Origin of the sequence: Saccharopolyspora endophytica (genome assembly GCF_018070075.1) — a bacterium.
Lineage (GTDB): Bacteria > Actinomycetota > Actinomycetes > Mycobacteriales > Pseudonocardiaceae > Saccharopolyspora > Saccharopolyspora endophytica.
Genome location: NZ_JAGPXE010000001.1, coordinates 625,607 through 649,727, shown reverse-complemented (window position 1 = coordinate 649,727; position 24,121 = coordinate 625,607). Strand labels below are relative to the sequence as shown.

Genomic DNA, 24,121 nt, shown 5'->3' with positions numbered 1-24,121 from the left:
CGGAACCCGCCCGCCGCGGCGAGCTCTCGGTGCGGATCTCGCCCACAGCGGTCAGAGGGTGCGCGACAATCAGGCACCATGACGCCCCCGCAGCCCCCGTACGGCCAGCCCCAGCAGCCTGGCCAGCAGCCGGGATACCCCCAGCAGGGCTATCCACAGCCGCAGGCTTACCCCCAGCAACCCGCCCATCCGCAGCCGCAGGCCGGGTATCCACAGGGTTATCCACAGCAGCCCTACCCGCAGCAGGGCTATCCACAACAGCCGCAACGTGGTGGCTCGCCCAAAGCCGCATTCGTCGCCGGGGCCGTCAGCGCTGTCGCAGCACTGATCTCGTTGATCTTCGCGTTCGGCTACATCGACAACGCCATCGGCATGATGGGCGGAATCACCGGCGAGACGAACGCTGGGATCAACGATGCTCTGTACTGGGTCACGAGCGTGGTCGGATTCCTGACCGCTCTTGGCATCGCTGTCAGCGCCTTGTTGTTCTTCCTCCGCCACTCGCTAGCGCCCCTGGCGGGCATGATCAGTGGTGGTCTCGGTGTGATCATGATGGGTTTCCGCGTCGCCACCGCACTGCACGCCGAAGCGAACCGTGGCTCTACCACCGGAGCCGCAGACGTCGAGTACGTGACGGTGCTCGTCTTGGCCCTCATCGTGCTCGTCATCGCACTGCTACCGCCCGTCAAGGCCGCACTGAAGCCCAAGGCGGCCAAGCCTGCCACTGCGGTGGGCTTTCCGGCCCCAGGGGCTCCGCAACAACCGAACTATCCGACGCAGGGCGTCCACCAACAACCGGGATACCCGCAGCAACCCCCTGGCGGCTACCCGCAGCAGTGACGATTCGGGCCGTGATCCAGCGGATCACGGCCCGAAAACGCGGTCAGCGCAACCAGCTCTGGTTCTCGTAGTCATCGTCGTCGTCGAACGCGGGCTGCCGTCGCGGGGCGGGCTTGGGGGGAGCAGGCGGTTTCGGCGCAGCAGGCGGCGGGGCCGGCTGCTGCTCGTTCCGCCGGCCAAAACGGCCTGCTTGCACGTTCCACCCGTTGTCCGGCGGCGCAGGGGGCTGTGTGGCCCCTTGGCCGTAGTTCCCCTGCTGCGCCCCGAAATTGCCTTGCTGGGCTGGGGCTTCCGCTGACTGCGCTGTCGTCGCAGCCGCTTCTTCCGCCTTGCTCTTCTGCGCCGCGTACAGCCGCTGCGAGAAGCGCTCGACCTCCGGGTCCGGGTCTTCGGCCTCGGGCTCTTCACCGATGGCTATCTCTTGCACGCCCGACTTCTCGTCTGCGCGGCGGAGGTTTTCGGCCCGCTCGCGGATGCGGGCCAGAAGCTTCTGGCCCTTCTCCGTGGTCTCCTGCGCGGACTTGTCCGCCGCCTTCGCGGTATCGGCCCAGTTCTGCTCGACGGCGCGGACGCTCGCCGAGTTCTCCCGTGCCAAGCCCTCCATCGCGTTGCGGAACGCCTTGGCGTTCTCACTGATCGCGGTCACCGCTGCACCCCTTCACCGGTATCCACCGGGCTCACTTGTCCCGGTCCTCACCCAGCACCGAGCGGAAGCGCACGTTCGACGCGTCCACCCCGTCGTCGAAGAGCTGGCCCTCGGTCCGCCACGGGCTGGCATTGGTGCGCTCCTGGTCGCCGCCCTGCTGGCCACCCTGACCACCACCCATCATGCCGCCCATCATTCCGCCGCCCATCGCGGAGGAACCGCCCTGACCGCTCTGCGAGCCACCTGACTGAGAACCCGCACCTGGATCACCGCCGAGCGAGGAAAGCCCCGTCGAACCCGCGCCTTGTGCCGCACCTCCGGCTGGATCGCCGCCGCCCAGCGAGGAAAGACCGCTGGAACCCGAGTGCGCGGGAGACGCCGCGTCCGGGGCACCACCGAAGAGGTCACCCGCCATGCTCCCGAAGGAGTTCTGCACGCCATCGCCGGAAGGCGCCGACGAAGCGACACCCGCGGCCTGCGCGGTGGTCGCGGCCGGGGAGCCCGGAACCGGCTCAGCGGTCGTGTTCGCCGCAGGCATGGTGGTGAAACCGCTGGTGTCCGGCGCAGGCATCGTCGTGAAACCACCTGCCGCACCGGGCCCCGCGAGATCGGGCGCGGGTGGTGGCGCGGCAGCGGCCGGAGCGACGGGCTCGGCCGGGGGAACACCCGGCTCCACCGGCGGGACTCCGGGTTGCGGCGGCTCGGCCGGGTACGGACCACCGATGATCCCGCCGCCTGCCGGAGCACCTGGCGCACCGAGGTTCGGCGGCTGCGGCTCGTCACCGAAGTCGATCGTCTGGTTCAGCGGGGGCTGACCCCCGCCGTTGTCGACGCTGACCTTCATCTCACCGCCGGGCCCCTGCTCCAGCGTGATGGTGCGATCGCCCTCGTGGATGACGGCGCGTCCGTCCGGTCCCGCCTGGACAGGAATCGGCTGCGGGCCACCCGGAGCGGGTGCCCCCGGCGCGGGAGCGGGCATCGCCTGCACACCGCCGGGCGCCGCTCCTGGCTGGCCGGGCATCTGACCTGGCTGGCCTTGCCCGAAGTCGACCGCGTACGTCTTGGGCTGGCCGTCCGGCCCGGTCAGCTGGACCTGGGTCTTGCCGTCCGCGCCCGGCTCCTGGACGGTCACGGCGTTCTGGCCCTCGCCGAGCGTGACCTTCTCTCCCTCGGGCCCGCCCGGTCCGCCCTGGCCCGGCATGCCCGGAACCTGCGGCATCTCCGGCATTTCCGGAGGCTTGGGCATCTCCGGAGTGGGAGGCATCGCGCCGCCACCGGCTCCGGCACCCCCACCAGCGCCTGCACTCCCGCCGGCGCCTGCACCCGCACCAGCGCCACCGCCGGCTCCAGCACCGGCCCCGCCGCCACTGCCGGCGCCACCAGCGCCTTGCTGGCCACCAGGCTGCTGCTGACCACCGGGTTTCTGGTCACCGCCCTTGTCGGCCGGCCCCGGGTTCTGGAAGGGGTTCTCCTCGGCCTTGCCCAACTCGTCGTTGAGCTTCTTCCACGCGTCGTTGATGTTCTTCTTGGTGTCGTCGCACATCTTCACGAACTGCTGGGAAGAATCCTCGACGGACTTGGCGAAGGTCTCGCGAACCACCTTTCGGCACTCGTCCTCGATCTTGCGCTTCACCTGCTCATCGAGGTCGCCATCGCACCCTTGTTCGATCTCGATGCCCCAGATGGAACACGCCTTGCGCAGCGTGGTGTCGTCGTCCGTTCCGTTGGCCACCGAGATTGTGGTGTCCCAGTCCTGCTCGGCCTTCTCGCCGATGCGCTCGGAGAACTTGTCGAGCTCCAGCGCAGCGGTGGCCTTGTCCCGAATGATCGACGACACGGACTTCACGGTGTCCTGCGTCATCGAGGCAGCGTCGCTGACCTTCTGGATCACACGTTCTTGCGCGGTCGGCGTGAACTTCGACGAGAAGAACTCCTGCGAAGCGTCTGAGGCGCCGCCCGTCCAGCTCTTCCACAAGCCGCCCAGCTTGTCGGACATGGTCTGCACGGACTCACGCATGCCTTTTTCAGCGCTCTTCAAATCTTCGATGTTCTTGGCGAACTTGTCGAAGTTCAGCTGGCGCTGCTCGTCGTACCGCTCGTGGATCTTGTCGACTTTGAGCACTTTGCTCTTGTCGTTGTAGTCGTTCTGGATCTTCTCGTAGAGCGGGACCCAGGTATCGAAGAACCTCAGCCCCGGCTTGCCCGCATCGAGCAGCTCGTCACCGGACTTAGCGCCCGCACCACCGTTTTCGCCGTTCTCGGACTTGCGCTTGACGTCCTCGAGCTTGCCCTTGCCGTCCTTGACGGCCTGGTCGTGCTGCTGCTCCTTCTTCGAAGCAGCGTCCGCGTCCTTCTTGGCATCGTTGTAGACGTCCTGGAGTTCCTTATCAGGATCACCAACCCACCAGTCGCCCTGAGTCGACCAATACCCATCGTCATACTTCGCAAGATAGGGCTCGACCTCATCACGGATCCCGAACAAGGCTGCGTCGTCTTCAGCCGCGTAGGTACTGGCGAGTTCGCGCTTCTTGTCATCAGAAACGTTTGGGTCGTCAAGGACCTTCTTGATTTCTTCCCAGCTCGGGTTCTTGGAGTCGTCGCCCATCAGTTACCCCCGGACTTTCCGACGGTGCTGGCCGCGTCGGCGTCGGACCAGGTGTAGCCGGAGCCCGTCTTCTCCAGCTTTCCGGCGAAGTCGTCCATGCCGTCGGCGAGACTCGCGACGCACTTGGAGATCTTCTTCATCGCCTGGTCGTAGGGCTGGAAGTTCTCGCCATGGGCCTTGCCGAAGTCGGCCTGCCCCATCCCCATGTCGGCGATGTTCTTGCTGTGCTGATCGCGGACAGGATCCGCCGCAGCGCGAATGCTTCCACCTGCCGATGAGAACTCACCGGCGTTTGCCCCGAACCCGGTCACCCTTCCCCCTCCATCAAAGGAACCAGCCGTCGCTCATGCGGCGCTCAAGCACAGGTTCCGACGCGAACCAAGACTGTCTGGTTCCTCATCTTTGCAGGATTGAGCCGCTGAGAGGCCGGAACGGACCAGGTACTTGCATCCGCGAAGGGGTCACTGGGGCGGCCGGCCGTAGCCCTGCTGCGGCGGGTACTGCTGCTGGGGAGGCTGCTGCTGCCACTGCTGCGGCGGCGCCTGGCCCCACGCCTGTTGCGGCATCTGCCCCCACTGCTGAGGAGGCTGCGGGTACTGCCGACCCCATTGCTGCGGGTGGCCGTAGGGCGGTGGGTGCTGCTTGTTCTTCCTCTTGACCAGCACGATCACGAGCGCGATCGCGCCGACGATCAGCAGCAGGAGGAGGATTCCAATGATCGGGCGCCACATGTGCCGCATCATGCCAGGTCGCTGCCGCTCGCCGACCGCGAATCAGCAGGCGGCCCCCTCTCCCATCACCGCTGCGGGTACTGCCCGTAGCCCTGCTGCGGCGGGTACTGCGGCGCCTGGCCCCACTGCTGCGGCGGCTGTTGCTGCCACTGCTGCTGGCCCCAGGGCCGCGGCTGCTGCGGGTAGCCCTGCTGAACCGGCCGCTTGCGGAAGATCAGGAACGCGATGAGGAACCCGATCCCGAATCCGACGGGCAGGAAGATGACGGCTGAGAGCAAGGCTTTCCTCCGGTGGCGACGACGCTGACGACCGCGCAAGTCACTGGGGCGGACGGGGCGGCTGGCCGTAGCCCTGCTGAGGGGGGAGCTGCGGCGGCGCCTGCTGCCACTGCTGGGGCGGAGTCGCCTGCCACTGCTGGGGCTGGGCGAACTGCGCGTGACCGGTCTGCCCCTTGTCGCGGAACACCAGGAATCCGACGAGGAAGCCCAGCCCACCACCGAGGACGAGCCCGAACAACGTCATCGTCAGAACCATCGCGCTCCGCCTCCGTCCAGCCGTGTTTGCACCGCGAACCTACCGAACGCGGGCGGCGGACGGGACGGCGCTCAGTGCACGAGCGTGTGCAGGCCCCAGCCCTGCGCGAGGATGACCGCGAAGATCAGCGCACCCAGGAGCATGCAGACGAGCGGGACGATCAGGATCGTCCAGAGGTCGCCGAGGAGGCGCATCGGAATCTCACACCTTGTGATGGCGTCGGTTGACGTACCAGGAACGGCTCTCGTGGGCTGCGTTGACAGCCTTGAGAGCTCCGAGCATCAGCGCGCCCAGCGCGATGATCCCGACAACGAGTCCGACGGCGATGAGACCGACAACTATGGCGACGACGATGGCACCCATGTGAGCAGGGTCTCACAGATCGAGGCCCTGTGGAGACTCACATCACAAAGATCACCGAATAGCGGAAACAATCTTTGCCAGTCTGTCCGCGATGTCCTGCGCGTTCTGCTCGCTGGACGCCTCGACCATGACCCTGACCAGCTGTTCGGTGCCGGATTGGCGGAGCAGGACCCGGCCGGTCTCGCCCAGCTCGACCTCCGCGTCGGCGACCGCGGCGGTCACCTCGGGGGCGACCACGGCCGCGGCCTTGTCGGCGACGCGGACGTTCACCAGGACCTGCGGCAGGCGGCGCATGACCTTCGTCAGCGTGGCCAGCGGGGTGCCGGTCGCCGAGACGCGGCCCATCAGGCGCAGCGCCGTCAGCAGGCCGTCACCGGTGGTGGCGTGGCCGGGCAGCACGACGTGACCGGACTGCTCGCCGCCCAGCGAGTAACCGCCCGAGCGCAGCTCCTCCAGCACGTAGCGGTCGCCGACGGCCGTGGTGCGCAGGGACACGCCCTGCTCGCGCATCGCCAGGTGCAGACCGAGGTTGCTCATGACCGTCGCGACCAGCGTGTTGTCCGCCAGCTCGCCGGATTCGCACATCGCGACCGCGAGGATCGCCATGATCTGGTCGCCGTCGACGACGTCGCCCGCGGCGTCCACCGCCAGGCAGCGGTCGGCGTCGCCGTCGTGGGCGATGCCCAGGTCGGCGCCGTGCTCGAGCACCGCGGCCTGCAGCACGTCGAGGTGGGTGGAGCCGACGCCGTCGTTGATGTTGAGGCCGTCGGGCTCGGCGTTGATGGCCACGACCTCCGCACCGGCGCGGCGGTAGGCGTCGGGGGCCGCTTCGGAGGCGGCGCCGTTGGCGCAGTCGACGACCATCTTGATGCCGTCGAGCCGGGACGGCGCCGCGATCAGCAGGTGGTCGGTGTAGCGGCGCAGAGCGTCCGGGACGTCGCGGACACGACCGACGTGCACGCCCGTGGGACGCTCGACGTGCTCGTGGAGGCGGGCCTCGATCTCGTCCTCGATCGCGTCCGGGAGCTTGTTGCCGCCCGCGCTGAACAACTTGATGCCGTTGTCGGGCATCGGGTTGTGCGAGGCGGAGATCATCACACCGAGATCGGCGCCCAGCTCCTTGACCAGGTAGGCCACCGCCGGGGTCGGCAGGACTCCGATGCGCAGGACGTCGGCGCCCGCCGAGGTCAGACCGGCCACGACGGCCGCTTCGAGCATCTCGCCGCTGGCCCGCGGGTCGCGACCGACCAGCGCCACCCGGCGCCGGGAGTCGTCCCGGTCGTAGAGCACGCGCGCGGCGGCCGAGCTCACCGACATCGCCAGTTCCGGCGTGAGATCGCCGTTGGCCAAACCGCGCACACCGTCGGTGCCGAACAACCGAGCCATCAGCAGCAAGTCCTCCTCGTGTCTGCGACCGGTTGGTCAAGCGTCGCACAACCGGTCATCCGGCACTCCACAGCGTCCCCCGCGCGCGGGGGACGCTCGCGGCCCGAACGCCCATGATCGAAGTCGCTTTCGCCCGGTCAGTTCCGGGCGCGGCCGCCCAAGACCCCTGAAACGACTGCGGGAGCAGGTTCGCCCGAGTGGGGCGAACCTGCTCCCGCAGGTAATGCTGGGGTTCGCGTCAGCGCTTGCTGTACTGCGGCGCCTTGCGGGCCTTCTTGAGGCCGTACTTCTTGCGCTCCTTCTCCCGCGAGTCACGGGTGAGCATGCCGGCCTTCTTCAGCGCCGGGCGGTCCTCCGAGTCGAAGGCGGTCAGCGCGCGGGCGATCGCCATGCGCAGCGCACCGGCCTGGCCCGACGGGCCGCCACCGCTCAGGGTCGCGAGGACGTCGAAGCTCTCGACGCGCTCGACGGTGACCAGCGGCTCCTTGATGAGCTGCTGGTGGACCTTGTTCGGGAAGTAGTCCTCGAGGGACTTGCCGTTGAGCTTGAAGCCGCCGTTGCCCGGCACCAGCCGGACGCGGACCACGGCTTCCTTGCGGCGACCGACGGTCTGAACCGCGCCACCGGTCGGAACCGGAACGGGGGCGGGAGCCGGGGTCTCTTCGGCGGTCTCGTCAGCGGCGACGGCCTCGACCGTCTCCTCCGCGGCAGCGGTCACTGCCTCTTCCTGCTGCAGTTCGTCAGTCACTTCTCGACCTTCGCCTTAATCTCGAACGCCTGCGGGTTCTGGGCCTGGTGCGGGTGCTCCGGACCGGCGTAGACCTTGAGCTTCTTGCCCATGGCCCGGCCGAGCTTGTTCTTGGGGAGCATGCCCTTGATCGCCTTCTCCAGCAGCCGCTCGGGGTGCGAGTCGAGCACCTGGCCGAAGGACTGCTTGCGCAGACCACCCGGGTACCCGGAGTGCCGGTAGTGGAACGCCTGCTCGCGCTTGTTACCGGTGAGGGCCACCTTCTCGGCGTTGATGATGACGACGAAGTCACCGGTGTCGACGTGCGGCGCGTAGGTGGGCTTGTGCTTGCCGCGCAGCAGCGTCGCGGCCTGAGTTGCCAACCGGCCGAGCACCACATCCTCGGCGTCGATCACATGCCAGGCGCGGGTCACCTCGCCGGGCTTCGGGCTGTACGTGCGCACGGGTCTACCTCGTCGTCGTTCGCGTCGGAATCTCAGTGCGGAGCCCGTCTCGATCACGCCGGACAGTTCGCACGAGGTCTTCTCGTGGAACCGGCACGTCCGCCAGTACCGCCGCCGGGACCGTGACCCGCTTTCGCGAGTCCGTTCCGCTGGCGCGAACTGCAGCCGCGCACCGCACAACAAAGAATGAGGGTACTTGGTGGCTTCTGGCCCGGTCAAAACGGGTCCTCGGTTGCTAATTCGAGGTTCTGACCTGGCAGATCGCCGAAACCAGCATAGCAATGCCCGCTGGTGCCCGGCGGGGACCCCGGCAAAGCCGATCGGACCTCCGCAAACGGAGATCATCCGCCGGACGCGCTGATGGCCCCGGCGAAAACACCGGAGCCATCAACGCGGAAATCAGCGCGAGGTGAGCTCAGCCACCGAAGCGGCCGGCGTTCTTCTTCTCGCCGGCCTGGAAGGACTCGTTGGCCGCGCCCACGGCCATGCCCATCTTGGCGGCCGTCTCCTGCATCTTGGCGGCCTCCTGGTCCCAGGACTGCTGAGCCTCCTGGTACGCGGCCACGGCCTCGCCCTCCCAGGTGGAGACGAGCTTCTGGATCTTGCCCTCCAGGTCGTCCAGCTCACCCTGGATCTTCTGGGCAGCGGCCTGCAGGTCGTCGGAAGCCTGCTGCAGCTCCGCGAAGTTGACGTTGATCTCGCTCATTACCTGTCCCCTCGAATGCGTCTAGATCAAGAAATGTGGAATCTGCGAAAAAGCGGAAGCGAAATCAGCCGTCGAGCATGCTGGTGATCTTGGAGATCTCCTGCGCCTGCTCCTCCTGGACCTGCGCGTAGTCCTGACCCGAGGACTGCACGTTCTGCCCCAGCTCGTCCAGCTTCTGGATGATCGTCTTGCCGCTCTGCTCGTACTGCTCCATCAGCTTGCGGAAGACGTCGGCGGCGGCACCCTTCCAGTTCTGCACCGGGCCCTCGAGCTGGCCCTGCAGCTGCTGCAGCGCCTGCTCGACCGCGTTGCGCGCCTCGTCGATGTCAACCGACGCCTGCTGGATCGCCTCGGTGTCCGCACCAATTCCAGCCATCTCTGGATGACCCCCTTCAAACTCGGTATCAAGCTCTGATGAACCTGCGACGCAGACATTGCCACGTCCGGTTCCCCGTTGTCCTGGATTTCTCCGCAAGCCGTTGCTGTTGTAAACGCAAAAACGGGAACCAGCAGGTCAACACAGGTTTTGCGGTTGCGAAAACCTCAAAGACGGCTCGGCCGAACGGAGTCCGTTCGCAAATGCATCAGCCGATCCCGAGCGAACCCACGACCTGTTCGCAAGCGCGAACGACGTCGTCCTTGCCCTGCGGTCCGTACTTGCAGCCCACGCTCACTTTGAATTGACCTTTGTACAGCGTGTACCACTCGACGGTCGCCTCCGGCAGCGTTTCCCGGTAGTACACGACGTCCCGGCCGGCGAAGCTGGTGGACGGCGTGAACAGCGAGAACTTCTCGCCCGCCGCAACGCTTTTCTCGTACTCGCCGCGCAACAGCTGCACCGCCCGATTGCGGTCGCCGTCGGTGTCGAAGGTCAGCCGCCCCTCCTCGACGGCGACCAGCGATCCCTGCGGTCCGTCGCCGGGTGCGACCAGCGTCTGGAACTTCGTCGAATCGCCGCCGGACGGACGCCAGTCGCCGGGGTAGGCGAAGTGGTAGTCGTAGGCGGCCATCTGCTGCGCGGGCACGAGCGGATCGGCCTGCGGCCGGTTGCCGGTGAGCAGCAGCGCCGCCGCTCCGGCCGCCGCGACCAGCGCCACGACCCCGGCGCCGACCAGCCACGGGGCCTTCCGCTTGCGCTTGAGCTTCGGCGGTTTGGTCACCGGGCGCGTCGGCTCGTCGCCGGTCATGACCGCCGGTCTGGGGCGGCTCGGCGCCTCACCCCGGGTGGGCTGGTGCCCCGGCAGCGGGTAGTCGCGGACGGTCGTGCCGCCCGCCCAGGCTCCGGTCGGAGCGAGGCCGCCGCTGCGCCCGGGATCGAGCCGGACGGCGCGCAAAGCGCCTCGGGCGACCACGGTTTCGGGCTGGTCGAGGGTCGCCGGGACGACACCGGTGCGCTCGTGGATCAGCCGCGCCACCATCGGGATCCGGCTGGAACCACCGACGAGGAACACCCCGGCGAGCTGGTTGCGCTGGACCTGCCCGTCGCGCAGCGTCGCCGGCACCAGCTCGGCGGCCTTCGCCAGCGGTGCGGCGATGAGCTTCTCGAGGTCGGCGCGGGTGACGTGGGCGTCGGCGAACGGCGGCGGCATGGGGACGTCGGTGTAGGCGTGGCGGGACAGCGTCTCCTTGGCGCCGCGCACGTCCTGCCGCAGCACGCGGCGACGCCGCCGATCGGGCATCTCGCGGCCCTCGACGAGCTTGCGCCACGCGTCCGGATCAGCGGTGCCGACGAGCTTGCCGACGTGCTCCAGCAGCAGCTGGTCGATGTCCGCGCCGCCGAAGTTCGGTTCGCCCTTGGTGGCCAGGACCTGGAAGGACGCGCCCTGCTTGCGCACCACGGAGGCGTCGACGGTGCCGCCGCCGAGGTCGAGGACCGCCAGCGCGCCTCCGTCGGGCAGGCCGTTGCCCGCCGAGTGGAAGACGGCCGCAGCGACCGGTTCGGGCACCAGGACGATCTCCTTGCCCAGGCCGGCGGCGGCCTGCCGGAGCTCGGCGGCGCGCACGGAACCCCAGTCGGCGGGGTGGGTCAGGACGAGGAGGTCGACGGCGGCTCCGCCCGCGAAGCGGCGGGCCTCGCCGACCGCGCGGTGCAGCACGGCCCTGATGACGTCGCCGACCTTGAGCACGGTGCTGCCGAGCAGCAGCTCACCCTCGTCGATGCGACGTTTGGGGTGCGGTTCGAAGCGAGCGGGATCGACCGCGGCCTGGCGTTCGGCTTCGTGGCCGACGAACAGCGTGCCGTCGGCGGCGGCGAACACCGCGGAGGGCACCAACGGCTGCCCGTCGATGACGACCACCTGTGGCTCGGCACCACCGACCGAGACCACCGTGCATGTGCTCGATGTGCCGAAGTCGATCGAGACGTGCAGGGACACCCAGAACTCCATTCACCGTCGCCGAAGCGCTCGTCGGCGGCGACGTCGTCATCCGGCCCGCCGTACCGGCGGCACCGTCCCCCCGGGGGAGCACCCTAGAGCCACCCGCCACCCCCGCACCAACATCCTCCCGCAATCAGCCGACGACGTTGGGTGATCGCCGCGGTCGGAGACGACCCACCGCACCTGCGAACGCAGGCCCGACCGGACCTGACGCACCTGCACTCCGCCCCCGCACTCCAACAACCGCGTCCACCACCAACACCGGGTGTTCCAACGTCCCGACACACCACCTGAGCGAGTGAAGTCTCGGATTTCAGTGGAAATCAGGACCCCGATTTCCACTGAAACCCCGTCCCCGATTTCCACTGAAACCCGGTCCCTGAACCCCGGTGCCCGAGTTCCACTGAAACCTGGTCCCTGATTTCCACTGAAATCCGGTGGCTGGGTTCCACTGAAATCTGGGGATCGTGGGGAACCGGTGTTGGGAGGGGTGGGTTCGGGGGTGGTTAGTTCTTGGCTCGGGTTCGGACTTCTGCTACTCGGTTCTCGAGGGCTGCCGTGAGTTCCGGGGCGCCCAGGCCTGCTAGGACGATCTCCGGGCCCACGCCTGGGCGTTGCTGTTGGGTCAGGCCGTAGCGGCCGTCGGGTTCTGGGGCGTCGAACCACTTGAGGACCGCTGAGCGGTGGGTTCGGCCCAGGCGGTCGCGGAGGTTGGCCGTGAACTGGCCGTCGCGGTGGTGCTCGGCCTCGACGAAGGCGCGGAGGGTCTCGGCGGCCGGTGCCTTGCGCGGTCCCGCGGACTGCATGTGATCGATGTTCTCGAAGTCGTCCGACGGCTTCTGCGCGGCCAGGTCGCCCGACGGGACCGCCAGGCGGGGACGTATGCCGACCGGCGCGGGCGGCATGCCCTGCACCGCGGCGGAGCCCACCGAGGTTCGCGGCAGGACCGAGATCCGCAGGTCACCGCCGTAGTTCTCGGTGTCGCCGGACTGCTGGACGAGCAGCAGCGCGCCCTGCTCGGTGGCCACCGACAGCAGCCTGAACGGGGATTCGGCGGTGTCGTCGGGCATCCAGAGCCCTTCGATCCACAAGCCCGGTTTCGCCAGCTGCCCGAGGACTTCGGCGAAGCGCTGGGTCAGGCCGTTCTGCCCGAGCAGACCGGCTTTCTGCAGCTCAGGAAGGCTGCGCTGGCGCAGCACGGCACGCTCTTCGAGCGTCTCGCCGTGCGAGCGAACGGAGATCGGGAACGGGTACTCGTCGAACCCGCCGATCTCCCAGCACAGGTCGAACCACAGCGGTGGCAGCAGCCAACGCTCGGACACGCTTTCCTCCCCCAGCTACGCCGAAACCGCTCGTCACTCACCGAAAACGGGAGGCGCGGTCTTCGGCATGTCGTCCATCCAGATGTCTTCCTGCTCTTCGAGCCACGAGGGACGCTCGTGCTCGTTGTCCTCGGAACCTTCGCCGCGCTGACCCGCACCGGCACCGGCTCCGGGCGCACCCGCGGCACCACGACCAGCGGCACCCGCACCCGCAGCGCCCGCTCCGGCACCCGCGCCGAGACCGCCCATCCCGGCCCGGCCACCAGCGCCCATGCCGCCACCGGCCTTGCCGCCGGCACCCATGCCGGCGCCCGCACCGCGAGCACCGCCCATGCCACCGGCACCACGACCGCCGGCGCCCGCTCCGGCTCCCGGCGGCATCCCGCCGACGAACCCGGCCGACGGCCCGCCCGGACCGGGATTCATCCCGGGCGGCGTGCCGCCACCGGCACCAGGACCGGTCGGCGTCGGCGAGGCCCACTGCGAACTGCTCTGAGCAGGAGACGAACCACCCGAGGAACCCCCGGCGGACCCACCGCCGACCGAAGAGCCGGAGTAGCCACCGCCACCGGACCCCGAACCGGAACCGGACCCGCCGGGAACCGAACCACCGGGGTCACCAGAACCAGGCGGAGGCGGCGGCGGAGCCAGCGGGTTCACCGGCGGCGGGAACGTCGGAGTGCTCGTGTCGACGGCCTGGTAGCCCTTGCCGTAGACGTTCTCCGCGACCTGGCGAGCCTGCTGATCGGCTTCCTGCTGCTCGCGCATCTGCGCAGCGCCGTCCAAGAGACCGCCGGTGGGTCCCATCGCGGTCGCGATCACACCGCGAGTCGTGTCGTACCCGGCGGGCGGCTGCAGGGACGCCTTGGTCTGCTCGGCGGCGACCCCGGCCTCCTGGATCTTCAGGCCCGTTCCGCGCACCGAGTCGCCGAAGGCACGACCCCATTCCTGCAGCGGCTTCGACGCGTTGAACCCGGCCTCAGCCGCCTGACCGCGCATCCCGTCACCAGCGGCGTCGCGAGCCCTCTGGTCGAGGTCACCGAAGATCTCGGCGATGTCGCCGCCGATCTTCTCCCACGCCCGACCGAATTTTGCGATCTCCTCGGGATTCAGCGACGGCTTGAGCTGGCTGGCGAGCCGCGCCTGGTCCCAGTTCTTCCAATTGTCCTGCTGGGTGATCGACGCGGGGTCGTGGCCATCGAGTTGGAGGTTCTGCTGCTGCCGGTTGAGCGCCTTGAGGTCGTGGCGCCCGTCCTTGGCTGCAGCCTCGCGCGCCAGCCGAGCTTCCTCCTGCGCCGAGGTCTCGCCACCGACAGCGCCGACGAACACATCACCGGCGGACGACGCGACGCCGCCGACGAACTCGGTGAACCCGTTCCCCATGTCGTTCCCCCTCGACAGTTCCTACTTCGGCAACTTCGTTTCGGCGGCCTGCGCGATCTCCATAGCCTTGGCACAGGTGGCTTCGTCGTTCTGGTAGCTCGCCGAGGACGTGGTCACCTGGATGGACACAGAACCCTGCCCAACAAAGATGGCCTGGCTGCATACCCCGTTCCCGGCCGAGGCAGTTGAGATCATCTTTGCGCCGTCGCGCTGCCCGACCTTGTTCGTCTCGAAGACAGCCATGTTCGAACGACGGCTTTCCCAGTAAGCGAGGGAGCTCTGCTCGCCCTTCACGACGGACAGATCAAGGGCGTCGCCACTGAACTCGCACGCCTTCTCACCAACGCCCTGGTCCAGAGGCTCCCCAGGCGCGTTCACACCGAAAGCTTGCAGATCCTGTTCCCCGAACACCTGGCACGGGTCCACCGATGCCAGCACGTTCGGCGCTGGCTCTGGCGCCCCTTGCTGCGCGCCTCCGCCAGCGGAGCCGCAGCCACCAACAGTCACCGCGACCCCTGCAAGCAGCACGGCACCAATTCGTGTTTTACGCATACCCACCATCAGATCAGACGCGTCCTACGCGCCGGGAGTGTTCTTCGTCGGTGTTCTGCATTTCGCGAGACGAATCCCGGTATGCCTGCGCCATGTCGCGCAGGATCTGCTCCATCTTGAACAGGATCGCTTGGAGACCAGTGTCCGGCGCACGAAGCTTGTCTGCGAACTTCTGCTCAAGCTGGCGCCCGATGAAGCAATCACCAAACGACTCGCTGAGGAAAAGCCGCTCGGCGCGGGATCGCTGTTGCCGAAGGTCGTCGGCCTTGTCGTCGTAGACCTTGGCGACTGCCTCCGCGCTCTCGTGGTTCATGACGAGTTGGCCGTTGTCCACGGCGGCACGGAGTCCGGCTGACTGGCCTTCCAGCGCAGAAGCGCCGGCGGCTAAGCCTTCCATCCCGGTGGTCATCGAGAGCCCCCTCCACGTTCGTGATCATGAACGTCACTCAACCGAGCGATCACGAACGCAGAGGGTACAAGTCGGTGACCTGCCGTGGGGCGGGATTCACGGGAGGTAGCTCACACAACAGCCGATCAGCCCAAGCGATCAACGAGAACGGCGTAGTCCCGCGAGGAAGTCGGCCCACCTCTGCTGGGGGAACACCAGGACATCACCGTCCCGGTCCTTCGAGTCCCGGACCCCGACGACCTCCGGAGCCACCGCGACCTCGACGCAATTGCCCTCGACCGCGCTCTTGCTGGACTTCCGCCAGTTCCCTAACCCGGATGTCATTCCGTCTCCCGTTCGTACTGCCGCGCGTAGGCGTTCAGTATCTCGCGGGAGCCTTCGGAATCCGATGCCTGAGCTTCGAGGAGTTTGACGGAGTCGAGGAAAGGTTGAACGTCGTCGGGTTCGTCGATGAACGCACCTGAGCTGCGGGCTTCCAGGTAGACCACCGGACGTGCCCGACCGAACTCGAACAGCACGAAGGTTCCGCTCAACCCGGCGTGGACGCCCATCGACACCGGCAGCACCCGCGCGCTGATGTTGGGCTCCTCGGTCGCCGTGACGATCTGGTGCAACTGCTGAGCCATGACCCGCGCACCACCGATCGGCCGGATCAGCGCTGTTTCGTCAATAAAAGTACGCAGTTCAACCGGGTTCCGGCGACTCAGGATGCCTTGTCTCATCTGGCGAATCCCGACGCGCTCGTCGATCTCATCCTCCGCGAGATCGACGCTCGCCACGATCGAGCGGGTGTAGGCCCTGGTCTGCAGCAGTCCGGGCAGGACGTTGAGGGTGACGTCCGTGATGCGCTTCGCGCGGGACTCGGCGTCGATGAGTGCCGAAAGCTGTTCGGGCAGGTCACGGCCGACTTCCCACCAGGCGGGCTCGCGGACAGCAGCTGCCATCTTGATCAGCCGGTCGCGATCCTTGCCGTTGACCTTCAGGACTTCGAGCATCGCCTTGACGTTGTCGACGAGAATTCCGCGACGCGCGGTCTCGATCCGGCTGACCTTCGCCTCGGACCAGCCCAAGGCGCGGGCGAGCTCTCGCGCGGTCATCCCGGTCGCGGCTCGGGCCGCTCGAAGTTCCTTCGCCAACGTGCGCGCCCTGGGTGTGTCGGCCATGGGATCAGCTTACGAGCGACGAACAGCCTTGCTGACCTCCCTCTTTCGTGTAATTGATCAGTTTGCCCCACTCCGTGCAAACTTGCCCGCAATCAACTCACTGGGGAGTTCCGATGCCTGAATACCTGACCTACGTGTGGCGGCCCGTTCCCGGGAAGCGGCACGCCTTCCCGGTCGCCGCGACCAAGCTCGACCCCGAGGAGACCGCGACCGCCTACTGCGGAGCCGAGGTCGAGGCCGCGAAGCTCCACGACCTCAACGAGATCGCCTGGATCCTCGAACCCACCTGCATGGACTGCTGGAAGCACCTCACCGACAACCCACGCAACTGAAGCGATGACCGAGGTCGCGATGTCAGTCCATCCACCCTGATTCCTGTGGGTGGCGCATGTCGTAGTCGAACGAGAGCCACGTAAACCAGAGGCCCAGGCCGACCAGCACCAACAGGATGATGATCGCAGCGAGTATTAGCAACAGTTTCTTGCGTTGGGTCATCTTCATCCTCGGAGCTGGCCGGTCTTGCCCTGGACGTGAAAATCGCGAGCCATGCCTGCCGAGTGGAGGTGAGCGATGTAAAACTCAGCGATCACCCAAAAAGCCTCCCCTCGAATCGGGTTCGAGGGGAGGCTTTTTCAGCGTGTGATCACTGCTGTTGTTCGGTGATCATGGCTGTTTGGATCATCTGCGGGCCGCCGCGCAGGGTGCGGCTGACGAGGGTGCCTCGGCCCGGGGGCAGCTGGCGGGACTTGATGTTGGCGACCAGCTGTCCGTCGTCCTTGTTCGCGCTCATCGCCAGGCCGGGGGCCGACGTTTCGCGCATCTTGCCGATCAGCGGTTCGTACAACGCGCGTCCCGCGCCGCCGGAGTTGCGGGCCAGGATGACGTGCAGACCCACGTCGGCTGCCTGCGGGATGAACTCCGCCAGCGGGGCCAGCGGGTTGTTGCCCTGCGGTGCGACCAGTTCGTAGTCGTCGACGACGACGAACAGTTCCGGGCCCTTCCACCAGGAGCGGTCGCGCAGCTGTTCCTGCGTGACGTCCGGTCCGGGCAGGCGCTTCTTCAGCGAGGCGCAGACGTCCTTGACGTTGCCCTTGAGCTGATCGGCGCCGACCGAGTACTCCAGCAGGTGGGAGTTGAGGAAGCCCAGCATCGAGCGCCGGTAGTCCACCAGCAGGATCAGCGCTTCCTTGGGGGTGTAGCGCTCGGTGATGCCCCGCACGATCGTCTTGAGCAGCGCGGTCTTGCCCGATTCCCGCTCGCCGAAGGCGTAGAAGTTCGGCTCGGCGCGGAAGTCCAGGTAGACCGGGTGCAGGCCGTCCTCGTTGATGCCGATCGGCACCAGCTTCGGGTTCGGCTGCTGCTCCGGACGCGGCAGCTGCTGGTAGGGCAGCAGCTCCGGCAGCAGGCGCACCTGCGGAGCCGGACGGCCCTTCCAGGAGCTCTTGACCCGGTTGACCAGGTCGGCCACGCCCTCGGAGACGTCGTCGTTGTAGAGCTCCCAGCCCATCCGGGCCGGACGCCGCTCGTCCTCGGCGGCCTGCCCCTCGACCGCGATCCGATCACCGATCTTCTCGCTGTCCACACGCGGCAACGCCGTCAGGAAGTGCAGCTTCGACTCGTGCATCCCGCGACCCGGACGGCCCTGCGGCACCTTCACCGCCGCCTTGCGGTCGATCTCCGACTCGCTCGGGTCACCCAGCCGCAGCTCGATGCGCGTCTGGATCAGGTCCTTCATCGCCGGCCGGATCTCCGCCCACCGGGTGGCCGTGATGAACACGTGCACACCGAAGGCCAAACCGTTGGACGCCAGGTTCAGCACGTCCTGCTCGAGGGTCTCGAACTCCTCGCGGAACGCCCGCCACCCGTCGATCACCAGGAACAGGTCACCGTAGGGGTCGTCGTCGAACTCACCACGACGCTTGCGGTTGCGGTAGTCGTTCATGCCCTCGACGCCGTGCTGCTGGAACCGGCCCTCGCGCTCGGCCAGCACCGCCTTGAGCTCGGCGATCGAACGACGCACCGTGTCCGGGTCACGACGCGAACCGTAACCACCCACGTGCGGCAGACCCCGCAGCGTCGTCAGCGAACCACCACCGAGGTCCACGCAGTAGAACTGCATCTCCTGCGGCGTGTGCGTCAGCGCCGCCGACGCGATGATCGTCCGGATCGTGTTCGACTTGCCCGAACCCACACCGCCGACCACAGCACCGTGACCACCCTGACCCGACAGGTCCAGGGTCATCGCGTCCTGACGCTGGTGGTAGGGAACGTCGATGATGCCGATCGGGATCTGCAGCCGGGAGCTGCCCGAGTACCCGGCGGCGGTGTAGCCGCGGTCGTCGGTGGACTGCAGCGGCGGCAGCAGGGTGTCCAACGTGGCCGGAGCGTCCAGCGGCGGCAGCCAGACCTGGTGCGCCGGTGGCGCGGCCAGCTCCTTGAACTTGTGGACGATGATCTGGAAGTCGGTGTACTCCGGCTCCTGGGCCTCTTCCTTGACCTCCGGCTCGTCCGACGTCTCCGGTTCCGGGGGCTTCTCGATGAAGTCCGGGATGAAGTAGCGCGGCATCTTCTCGCCGGTGACCGGCGAGGCCCCGCCCAGCATCGTCGGGCGACGACCGCTGGTCTGGTGCAGGTGGCCGGAGACGTAGGCCGCGCGGAAGCGGTCCATGCCGTTGGGGTGCTTGAGGTAACCGTGACCACCGGTGGCCGGCAGGTCGGCGGCGTCCGGAACACCGATCGCCGCACGGGATTCCGCGGCGTTGAACGTTTTCAGACCGATCCGGTAGGACAGGTGCGAGTCCAGACCGCGCAGCTTGCCCTCTTCCAGCCGCTGCGACGCCAGCAGCAGGTGGACCTGCAGCGAACGACCCAGTCGACCGATCATCACGAACAGCTCGGCGAACTCCGGCTGCTGCGAGAGGAGTTCGGAGAACTCGTCGATGACCACGAACAGCGCCGGCAGCGGCTCCTGCGCGTGCTCGTCGCCCGCCTCGGCCATCTTCCGGTAGTCCCAGACGTTCTTCGCGCCCGCCTTGTTCAGGACCTCCTGGCGGCGGTTCATCTCACCGGCCAGCGCGTCCTGCATCCGGTCGATCAGCGAGCCGTCGCCCTCCAGGTTGGAGATCGACGCCGACACGTGCGGGGTGTCGAACCCGTTGAACGTCGCGCCACCCTTGAAGTCGACCAGCACGAAGTTGAGCATCTGCGAGGAGTGCGTGGCCATCAGGCCCAGCACGATCGTGCGCAGGAACTCCGACTTACCGGAACCGGTCGCACCGATGCACAGACCGTGCGGACCCATACCGCCCGAGGCGGTCTCCTTGATGTCCAGGTGCACGATCTCGCCCTGCTCACCAGGACCGATCGCGACCTTGTAGAGGTCGTCGGTGGGACGCGGGCGCCACGCCTCGTTGAGGTCGAAGGTGACCACGTCACCGGCCAGACCCAGCTGCTCGATGTAGTTCAGCGGCGTGGTCAGCGGCTCGTAGCTGCCCGAGTCGGTGTCGACGGCGGGACCGCCGGTGACCCGGTACGGGGCCAGCTGGCGGGACAGCGACGTCGCCTCTTCCTCGGTCAGCGTGTCCGGCTTGCCGAACCACTCCACACCGGACCCGCCGCGGGCACCGATGCGGTCCTCCTCCACGACCATCCGCATGCCGCGGCGAGCCGTGAGCGGACCCAGCAGGTCGGACAGGTCGATCATCGTGACGCCCGCCAGGCCGCCCTCGACGTAGAGGGCTTCCTCGCGGCTGATCTCGGCGTCGTCGATCAGGATCACCACGTGCGGCTGACCGTCCGGCGGAGCCGCGTTGCGCTGGAAGCGCGGGCGGTCGGCCAGCTGCTCGGAGAGCATGCTCTCGACCGTGGCCAGCGAACCCGCCATCAGCCGCATCTGGCCGATGCCGTCGGTCTCGGTGGGGTGCTGCGCGTGCGGCAGCCACTTCACCCACTCCCACTCGCGTCGCGCCTGGCCGGAGCTGGCGACCGCGATGATGACGTCCTCGGGCGTGTGGAAGGTGGCCAGCTGGCAGATCATCGCGCGAGCGAGACCGCGCACCTGCTCCTTGTCGCCTTGCAGGCCCACCGCGGCGAAACCGCGCAGCGACGTCGCGATCGGCAGGTCCTGCACCAGGGAGTGCGCGCGCACGAAGCGGCGCAGCGCCAGCGTGGTGATCGGCTCCAGCTCGTCGACGGGGCCGGTCTGCGGCGGGACCAGACGGGTCTCCAGCCGCTGCGAACCGCGGCCGACGCGGACCTGGCAGAAGTCGTTGTCGTTGGGGCGGCGCTCCCACATCCGGCGGCTGCCGGCCGCCAGCGACCACAGGGTCTGCGGATCGGGGTGCACCCACTCGCGGGCCAAGCGCTGCTCGTCCGCCGCCTCGCGGGCGCGGTCGCGCATCTGACCGAGGTACCGCAGGTAGTCCTTGCGGTCCTCGTCCATCTCGGCCTTCTTCTGACTGCCGTCCCGGCCGCCGCCGGCCATCATCCCGAACGTTGAGATGAGCATCATCATCGGCATCATCATCATCATCGGGTTGTTCTGGGCCCGCGTGAACATGAAGGCCATCATTCCCAGCGATGCCACGATCATCAGGCCCGGCAGGACCTTCTGAACGATGTTTCCCGGGATGGTCCGCGGAATCTCCGGCGGTGGTTCGAGGTGCACCTCCCCGCCCGGTGGCCTGGGAGCGGCCAGGCGTGGCGTTCGCTTGAACTGCAGCGTGCTCACCGGACGCAACAACCTTTCTCAGACGTGCCTGAAAACACCAGAAGACCTCCGGTGCTCGTCGAACTCGCAGCCAGCATTGTTCACTGCCGCGCAGCTCTGGATAACGGGGTGCGGCTCAGCGTGACCAACCAGATACCAAGTAGTTGACACGAGTTCCGCCAAACCCGTCACCCGTGGACGGTCGGTGTGGCCATACTAGGGGCGCTCTCCGATCGGGCGGGTGGGTTTCGACAAGAAAACCCGGCCTTGGTTGGATCGAGCCCTCGACAAACGAATGCAAGGCAATCAACTTCAGGGAGTAGGGGGCCCAAGTGGCGACCGGGACCACGGTGTTCAGCCGCGTGACGGTGGTGGCGCCTACAACTCGTATCGACCTGGCGCTGCCTTCAGACGTATCGGTGGCGGACCTGCTGCCGATGCTGCTGGATATGGCCCGCGAGATGACCCCGGACGGCGGTTCGCGGCACGGCGGCTGGGTGCTGGCCAAGCTCGGTGAGAGCGCGGCCCTCGATCCGAGTCAGTCGCTGTCCTCGCAGGGAGTTGTCGACGGCGACATCCTGCAACTGCGCCGCCGGTCGGACGACCCGCCGCCGCCGCTCTACGACGACGTGGTCGACGCGCTCGCGGAGGCCGAACCGGGCAGCTACCGGCCGTGGACCAAGGAGACCTCCGCGAAGGTCGGTCACGCCGCCGGCGCACTGGGTCTCATCGCCGCAGCCGCCGCTCTCGGACTCGCAGGTCCCGCCGGGATGCTGCACCCGACCACCATCCAGGGCACGACCGCGGTCGTGTTCCAGCTGGCCGCGGCCGTGACCGCGATGGTCATCGCGATCTTCGCGACCGGCATCGGCTCGATGGTCACCCGCGCCTACGCGGCCTCCACGACCGGAACCGTGATCGCCGGTGCCGGTGGTCTGCCGATGGCGTTCGTGGCCGGCTTCAACATGGTTCCCGGAAACACGCTGGAACCGCGGTTGCTGCTGGGCAGCGCGCTGGCGTTCATCTTCGCCTCGATCTCGATCATGGTGATCGGCGCGGGCATCGTGACGTTCATCGCAGCGGCCACTGCCGGTGCTTTCGGCACCATCGCCTTCGCCGTCGCGACGATCTTCACACAGGTCAGCGCTTCCAGCGTCGCCGCCGGCGCCGGTGCCGTGGCGCTGGCCGGGATCTCCCTGCTGCCGCGCATCACCATCCAGCTGTCGAAGCTGCCGCTGCCGCACGTCCCGGGCAGCGCGGAGGACCTCAAGGAGGACTCCGGGTTCCCCGACTACCGGATGATCGAGAAGCAGACCGGGCTGGCCCACCAGTACATGACCGGTCTGATCATCGGTTGCGGTGTCGTCGCGGCCGTCGGCGCCATGGTCGCCGCCGCGACCAACCCCATCTGGGGCTCGGCGTTCGCCGTGGTCGTCGCCGCGGTCCTGCTGCTGCGCGGCCGCAACTACGCCAACGGCAGCCAGGCGCTGGCGCTGCTGTTCAACGGCCTGCTGGCCTCGGCCGGCATCGCCGTCGGACTGCTGGTGCAGGTCGCCGACAACCCGGTGTTCGTGGCGGCCGTGTTCCCGCCGCTGCTGATCCTGGGCGGTCTCGCGGTGATCTTCGGCGTGGTGTTCCCGAACCGCCGGTTCTCGCCGGTGCAGCGCCGGATGGTCGACATCCTCGAAGCCGTCCTCATCGCCCTGGTGCTCCCGCTGGCGCTGGCCGCGATGGACCTCTACATGGCCATCCGCGACCTGAACCTGAACTTCTAAGAGGGACCTCGCACATGGGCTTCAAGCACCCCCGCTCTCGCGGCGCACGGCGCGGACTCGCGCTGTGCGCCGCGGTGGGCGTCCTCGGGCTCAGCGGACCGATGGCCCCGGCCCTCGCGCAGCAGGTGGGACCGCCGCGGCTGGACCCCAGCCAGCAGACCGGGACGTCGCTCAAGCCGCAGAACTTCCCGCAGAAGCAGGGCTGCATGAACGGCAGTCCCGGCAGCACGATCCCCGAGAAGCCCTGGAGCCAGCTGGTCCTCGGCTACGAGCGGGCGCACGAGCTGGGATACACCGGGGCCAACGAGATGGTGGCCGTGATCGACACCGGGGTGAACAACCACCCGCGGCTGGGCGCGGTCGTGCCCGGCGGCACGTCGATCACCTCCGACGGCCGGGGCACGCAGGACTGCGACGGGCACGGGACGATCGTGGCCGGCGTCATCTCCGCCGATCCCGACCCGACCGGTGAAACCGGTTACGTCGGTGTGGCTCCGGACTCGACGATCCTGTCGATCCGGCAGACGTCCAACCTCTTCGTCGACGACCAGACCAACGCCACGGTCGGCACCACCGAGACCATGGCGCAGGCGATCAACCTCGCGGCCTCGCGGGGCGCGAAGGTCATCAACATCTCGCAGTCCTCGTGCCAGCCGATCGCGCAGGCCAGCAGGTACGACGACTACGGCAACCAGATGTTGCACAACGCCGTCAAGAACGCCTACAACCAGGACATCGTGATCGTCGCCGCCGCGGGCAACGTCGGCGGGAACTGCCAGAAGAACTCCCCCGGCAGTCCGTCGACGGCCGTGCTGCCCGCGTGGTTCGACGACGAGGTGCTCACCGTGGCCTCGCTGAACCAGCAGGGAGCGCCGTCGGAGTTCACCGTCCCGGGTCCCTGGGTCGACGTGGCGGCTCCCGGCGAGAACCTGATCGCGCTCGACCCCGGCAACGGCGGTGATGGTCTGGTCAGCCAGATCTCCGAGGGCGAGCAGGGGAAGATGGCCCCGATCCAGGGCACGAGCTTCGCGGCTCCGTACGTGTCCGGACTGGCCCTGCTGATCAAGCAGAAGTTCCCCACGATGTCGGCGGCCCAGGTCATGGAGCGGATCAAGACCACCGCGCTGCACCCGGGCGGCGTCAACGGGCGCAACGACATCGTCGGCTACGGCATGATCGACCCGATGGCCGCGCTGCAGGACGTGGTCCCGGCCGAGCACGGCAAGCAGGCGCCGCCGAAGAAGCCGACGCACCTCGCGGCGGACGCCCTGCAGCAGAAGGACTTCCCGGCCATCATCGTCGCCATCGGCGGTGCGGGAGCGGGGATCGCGGGCATCGTCTTCACGGCGTTCCTCACCAACGCGGTCCGCAGCGTCCGCGCCCGAGCCCGCCAGAACCGCTGAGGCGAAACCTCCGCTTCGCAGAACCG

General features: G+C 67.9%; 26 protein-coding genes. 4 read left to right on the top strand and 22 right to left on the bottom strand.

Annotated elements, in window-relative coordinates; all coding sequences use genetic code 11:
* The first annotated feature begins 78 nt into the window (after positions 1–78).
* Complete coding sequence (locus tag KBO27_RS03165; RefSeq protein ID WP_210968426.1) at positions 79–840, top strand: hypothetical protein; 762 nt, start codon at positions 79–81, stop codon at positions 838–840.
* A gap of 43 nt (positions 841–883) precedes the next feature.
* On the opposite strand, the gene KBO27_RS03160 is transcribed toward KBO27_RS03165, so the two are convergent.
* The 20 genes from KBO27_RS03160 to KBO27_RS03070 all read right to left on the bottom strand — a co-directional run bounded on the left by KBO27_RS03160 (position 884) and on the right by KBO27_RS03070 (position 16,209).
* Entirely contained in the window at positions 884–1,486 is a 603-nt protein-coding gene (locus tag KBO27_RS03160) for a hypothetical protein (RefSeq protein WP_210968425.1), read from the bottom strand.
* A 31-nt stretch (positions 1,487–1,517) separates the two neighbouring features.
* A complete protein-coding gene (locus KBO27_RS03155; protein ID WP_210968424.1) occupies positions 1,518–4,091 on the bottom strand; it encodes a hypothetical protein in 2,574 nt (857 codons plus the stop codon).
* On the bottom strand, positions 4,091–4,297 hold the full coding sequence (locus tag KBO27_RS03150; RefSeq protein WP_210968423.1) for a hypothetical protein: 207 nt from the start codon (positions 4,295–4,297) through the stop codon (positions 4,091–4,093). Before KBO27_RS03150 ends, KBO27_RS03155 begins: the two co-directional genes overlap by 1 nt.
* 255 nt (positions 4,298–4,552) lie before the next feature.
* Positions 4,553–4,822 (bottom strand): hypothetical protein, encoded by a 270-nt coding sequence (locus KBO27_RS03145; protein ID WP_210968422.1) that lies wholly within the window; start codon positions 4,820–4,822, stop codon positions 4,553–4,555.
* A 65-nt stretch (positions 4,823–4,887) separates the two neighbouring features.
* Positions 4,888–5,100 (bottom strand): hypothetical protein, encoded by a 213-nt coding sequence (locus KBO27_RS03140; RefSeq protein ID WP_210968421.1) that lies wholly within the window; start codon positions 5,098–5,100, stop codon positions 4,888–4,890.
* A gap of 40 nt (positions 5,101–5,140) precedes the next feature.
* The gene (locus tag KBO27_RS03135; protein WP_210968420.1) at positions 5,141–5,356 is read right to left on the bottom strand and encodes a hypothetical protein; all 216 of its coding nucleotides are present in this window, start codon (positions 5,354–5,356) and stop codon (positions 5,141–5,143) included.
* A gap of 71 nt (positions 5,357–5,427) precedes the next feature.
* Positions 5,428–5,550, bottom strand: a complete 123-nt coding sequence (locus KBO27_RS34100) for a hypothetical protein (RefSeq protein WP_281420603.1) — start codon at positions 5,548–5,550, stop codon at positions 5,428–5,430.
* Positions 5,551–5,557: 7 nt separating this feature from the next.
* Positions 5,558–5,719: a hypothetical protein gene (locus KBO27_RS03130; protein ID WP_210968419.1), complete on the bottom strand. Its 162-nt coding sequence runs from the start codon at positions 5,717–5,719 to the stop codon at positions 5,558–5,560.
* 51 nt (positions 5,720–5,770) lie between these two features.
* Positions 5,771–7,105 carry a phosphoglucosamine mutase gene (gene glmM, locus KBO27_RS03125; protein ID WP_210968418.1) on the bottom strand — a complete coding sequence of 445 codons (1,335 nt, stop codon included), beginning with the start codon at positions 7,103–7,105 and terminating at the stop codon, positions 5,771–5,773.
* A gap of 238 nt (positions 7,106–7,343) precedes the next feature.
* Positions 7,344–7,841, bottom strand: a complete 498-nt coding sequence (gene rpsI / locus KBO27_RS03120; protein WP_210968633.1) for a 30S ribosomal protein S9 — start codon at positions 7,839–7,841, stop codon at positions 7,344–7,346.
* Positions 7,842–7,849: 8 nt separating this feature from the next.
* Entirely contained in the window at positions 7,850–8,296 is a 447-nt protein-coding gene (gene rplM / locus KBO27_RS03115; protein WP_132624452.1) for a 50S ribosomal protein L13, read from the bottom strand.
* A gap of 415 nt (positions 8,297–8,711) precedes the next feature.
* Positions 8,712–9,002 carry a WXG100 family type VII secretion target gene (locus KBO27_RS03110; protein ID WP_210968417.1) on the bottom strand — a complete coding sequence of 97 codons (291 nt, stop codon included), beginning with the start codon at positions 9,000–9,002 and terminating at the stop codon, positions 8,712–8,714.
* A gap of 64 nt (positions 9,003–9,066) precedes the next feature.
* Positions 9,067–9,378 carry a WXG100 family type VII secretion target gene (locus KBO27_RS03105; protein ID WP_132624448.1) on the bottom strand — a complete coding sequence of 104 codons (312 nt, stop codon included), beginning with the start codon at positions 9,376–9,378 and terminating at the stop codon, positions 9,067–9,069.
* A 208-nt stretch (positions 9,379–9,586) separates the two neighbouring features.
* Positions 9,587–11,389 carry a type VII secretion-associated protein gene (locus tag KBO27_RS03100; protein ID WP_210968416.1) on the bottom strand — a complete coding sequence of 601 codons (1,803 nt, stop codon included), beginning with the start codon at positions 11,387–11,389 and terminating at the stop codon, positions 9,587–9,589.
* A 497-nt stretch (positions 11,390–11,886) separates the two neighbouring features.
* On the bottom strand, positions 11,887–12,702 hold the full coding sequence (locus KBO27_RS03095) for an ESX secretion-associated protein EspG (RefSeq protein ID WP_210968415.1): 816 nt from the start codon (positions 12,700–12,702) through the stop codon (positions 11,887–11,889).
* 33 nt (positions 12,703–12,735) lie between these two features.
* Positions 12,736–14,085: a hypothetical protein gene (locus tag KBO27_RS03090; protein ID WP_246536109.1), complete on the bottom strand. Its 1,350-nt coding sequence runs from the start codon at positions 14,083–14,085 to the stop codon at positions 12,736–12,738.
* A 21-nt stretch (positions 14,086–14,106) separates the two neighbouring features.
* A complete protein-coding gene (locus KBO27_RS03085; RefSeq protein ID WP_210968414.1) occupies positions 14,107–14,637 on the bottom strand; it encodes a DUF3558 family protein in 531 nt (176 codons plus the stop codon).
* A gap of 13 nt (positions 14,638–14,650) precedes the next feature.
* A complete protein-coding gene (locus KBO27_RS03080; protein ID WP_246536108.1) occupies positions 14,651–15,046 on the bottom strand; it encodes a hypothetical protein in 396 nt (131 codons plus the stop codon).
* A 138-nt stretch (positions 15,047–15,184) separates the two neighbouring features.
* A complete protein-coding gene (locus KBO27_RS03075) occupies positions 15,185–15,370 on the bottom strand; it encodes a DUF397 domain-containing protein (RefSeq protein WP_210968413.1) in 186 nt (61 codons plus the stop codon).
* On the bottom strand, positions 15,367–16,209 hold the full coding sequence (locus KBO27_RS03070; RefSeq protein WP_210968412.1) for a helix-turn-helix domain-containing protein: 843 nt from the start codon (positions 16,207–16,209) through the stop codon (positions 15,367–15,369). The genes KBO27_RS03075 and KBO27_RS03070 overlap by 4 nt, the downstream gene beginning before the upstream one ends.
* 113 nt (positions 16,210–16,322) lie before the next feature.
* On the opposite strand from KBO27_RS03070, the gene KBO27_RS03065 reads away from it, so the two are divergent.
* Positions 16,323–16,541 (top strand): HC3 family zinc finger protein, encoded by a 219-nt coding sequence (locus KBO27_RS03065; protein ID WP_210968411.1) that lies wholly within the window; start codon positions 16,323–16,325, stop codon positions 16,539–16,541.
* Positions 16,542–16,563: 22 nt separating this feature from the next.
* On the opposite strand, the gene KBO27_RS03060 is transcribed toward KBO27_RS03065, so the two are convergent.
* Together KBO27_RS03060 and eccCa are read right to left on the bottom strand one after the other, a co-directional pair.
* Positions 16,564–16,704, bottom strand: a complete 141-nt coding sequence (locus KBO27_RS03060) for a hypothetical protein (RefSeq protein WP_210968410.1) — start codon at positions 16,702–16,704, stop codon at positions 16,564–16,566.
* 148 nt (positions 16,705–16,852) lie between these two features.
* Complete coding sequence (eccCa, locus tag KBO27_RS03055) at positions 16,853–20,938, bottom strand: type VII secretion protein EccCa (RefSeq protein ID WP_210968409.1); 4,086 nt, start codon at positions 20,936–20,938, stop codon at positions 16,853–16,855.
* A gap of 311 nt (positions 20,939–21,249) precedes the next feature.
* Here eccCa and eccD point away from each other — a divergent pair, with 311 nt between their 5' ends.
* Positions 21,250–22,692, top strand: coding sequence for a type VII secretion integral membrane protein EccD (gene eccD / locus KBO27_RS03050; protein WP_210968408.1), 1,443 nt, complete (start codon positions 21,250–21,252; stop codon positions 22,690–22,692).
* 14 nt (positions 22,693–22,706) lie between these two features.
* Positions 22,707–24,095, top strand: a complete 1,389-nt coding sequence (gene mycP, locus KBO27_RS03045; protein ID WP_210968407.1) for a type VII secretion-associated serine protease mycosin — start codon at positions 22,707–22,709, stop codon at positions 24,093–24,095.
* The last annotated feature ends 26 nt before the right edge of the window (positions 24,096–24,121 follow it).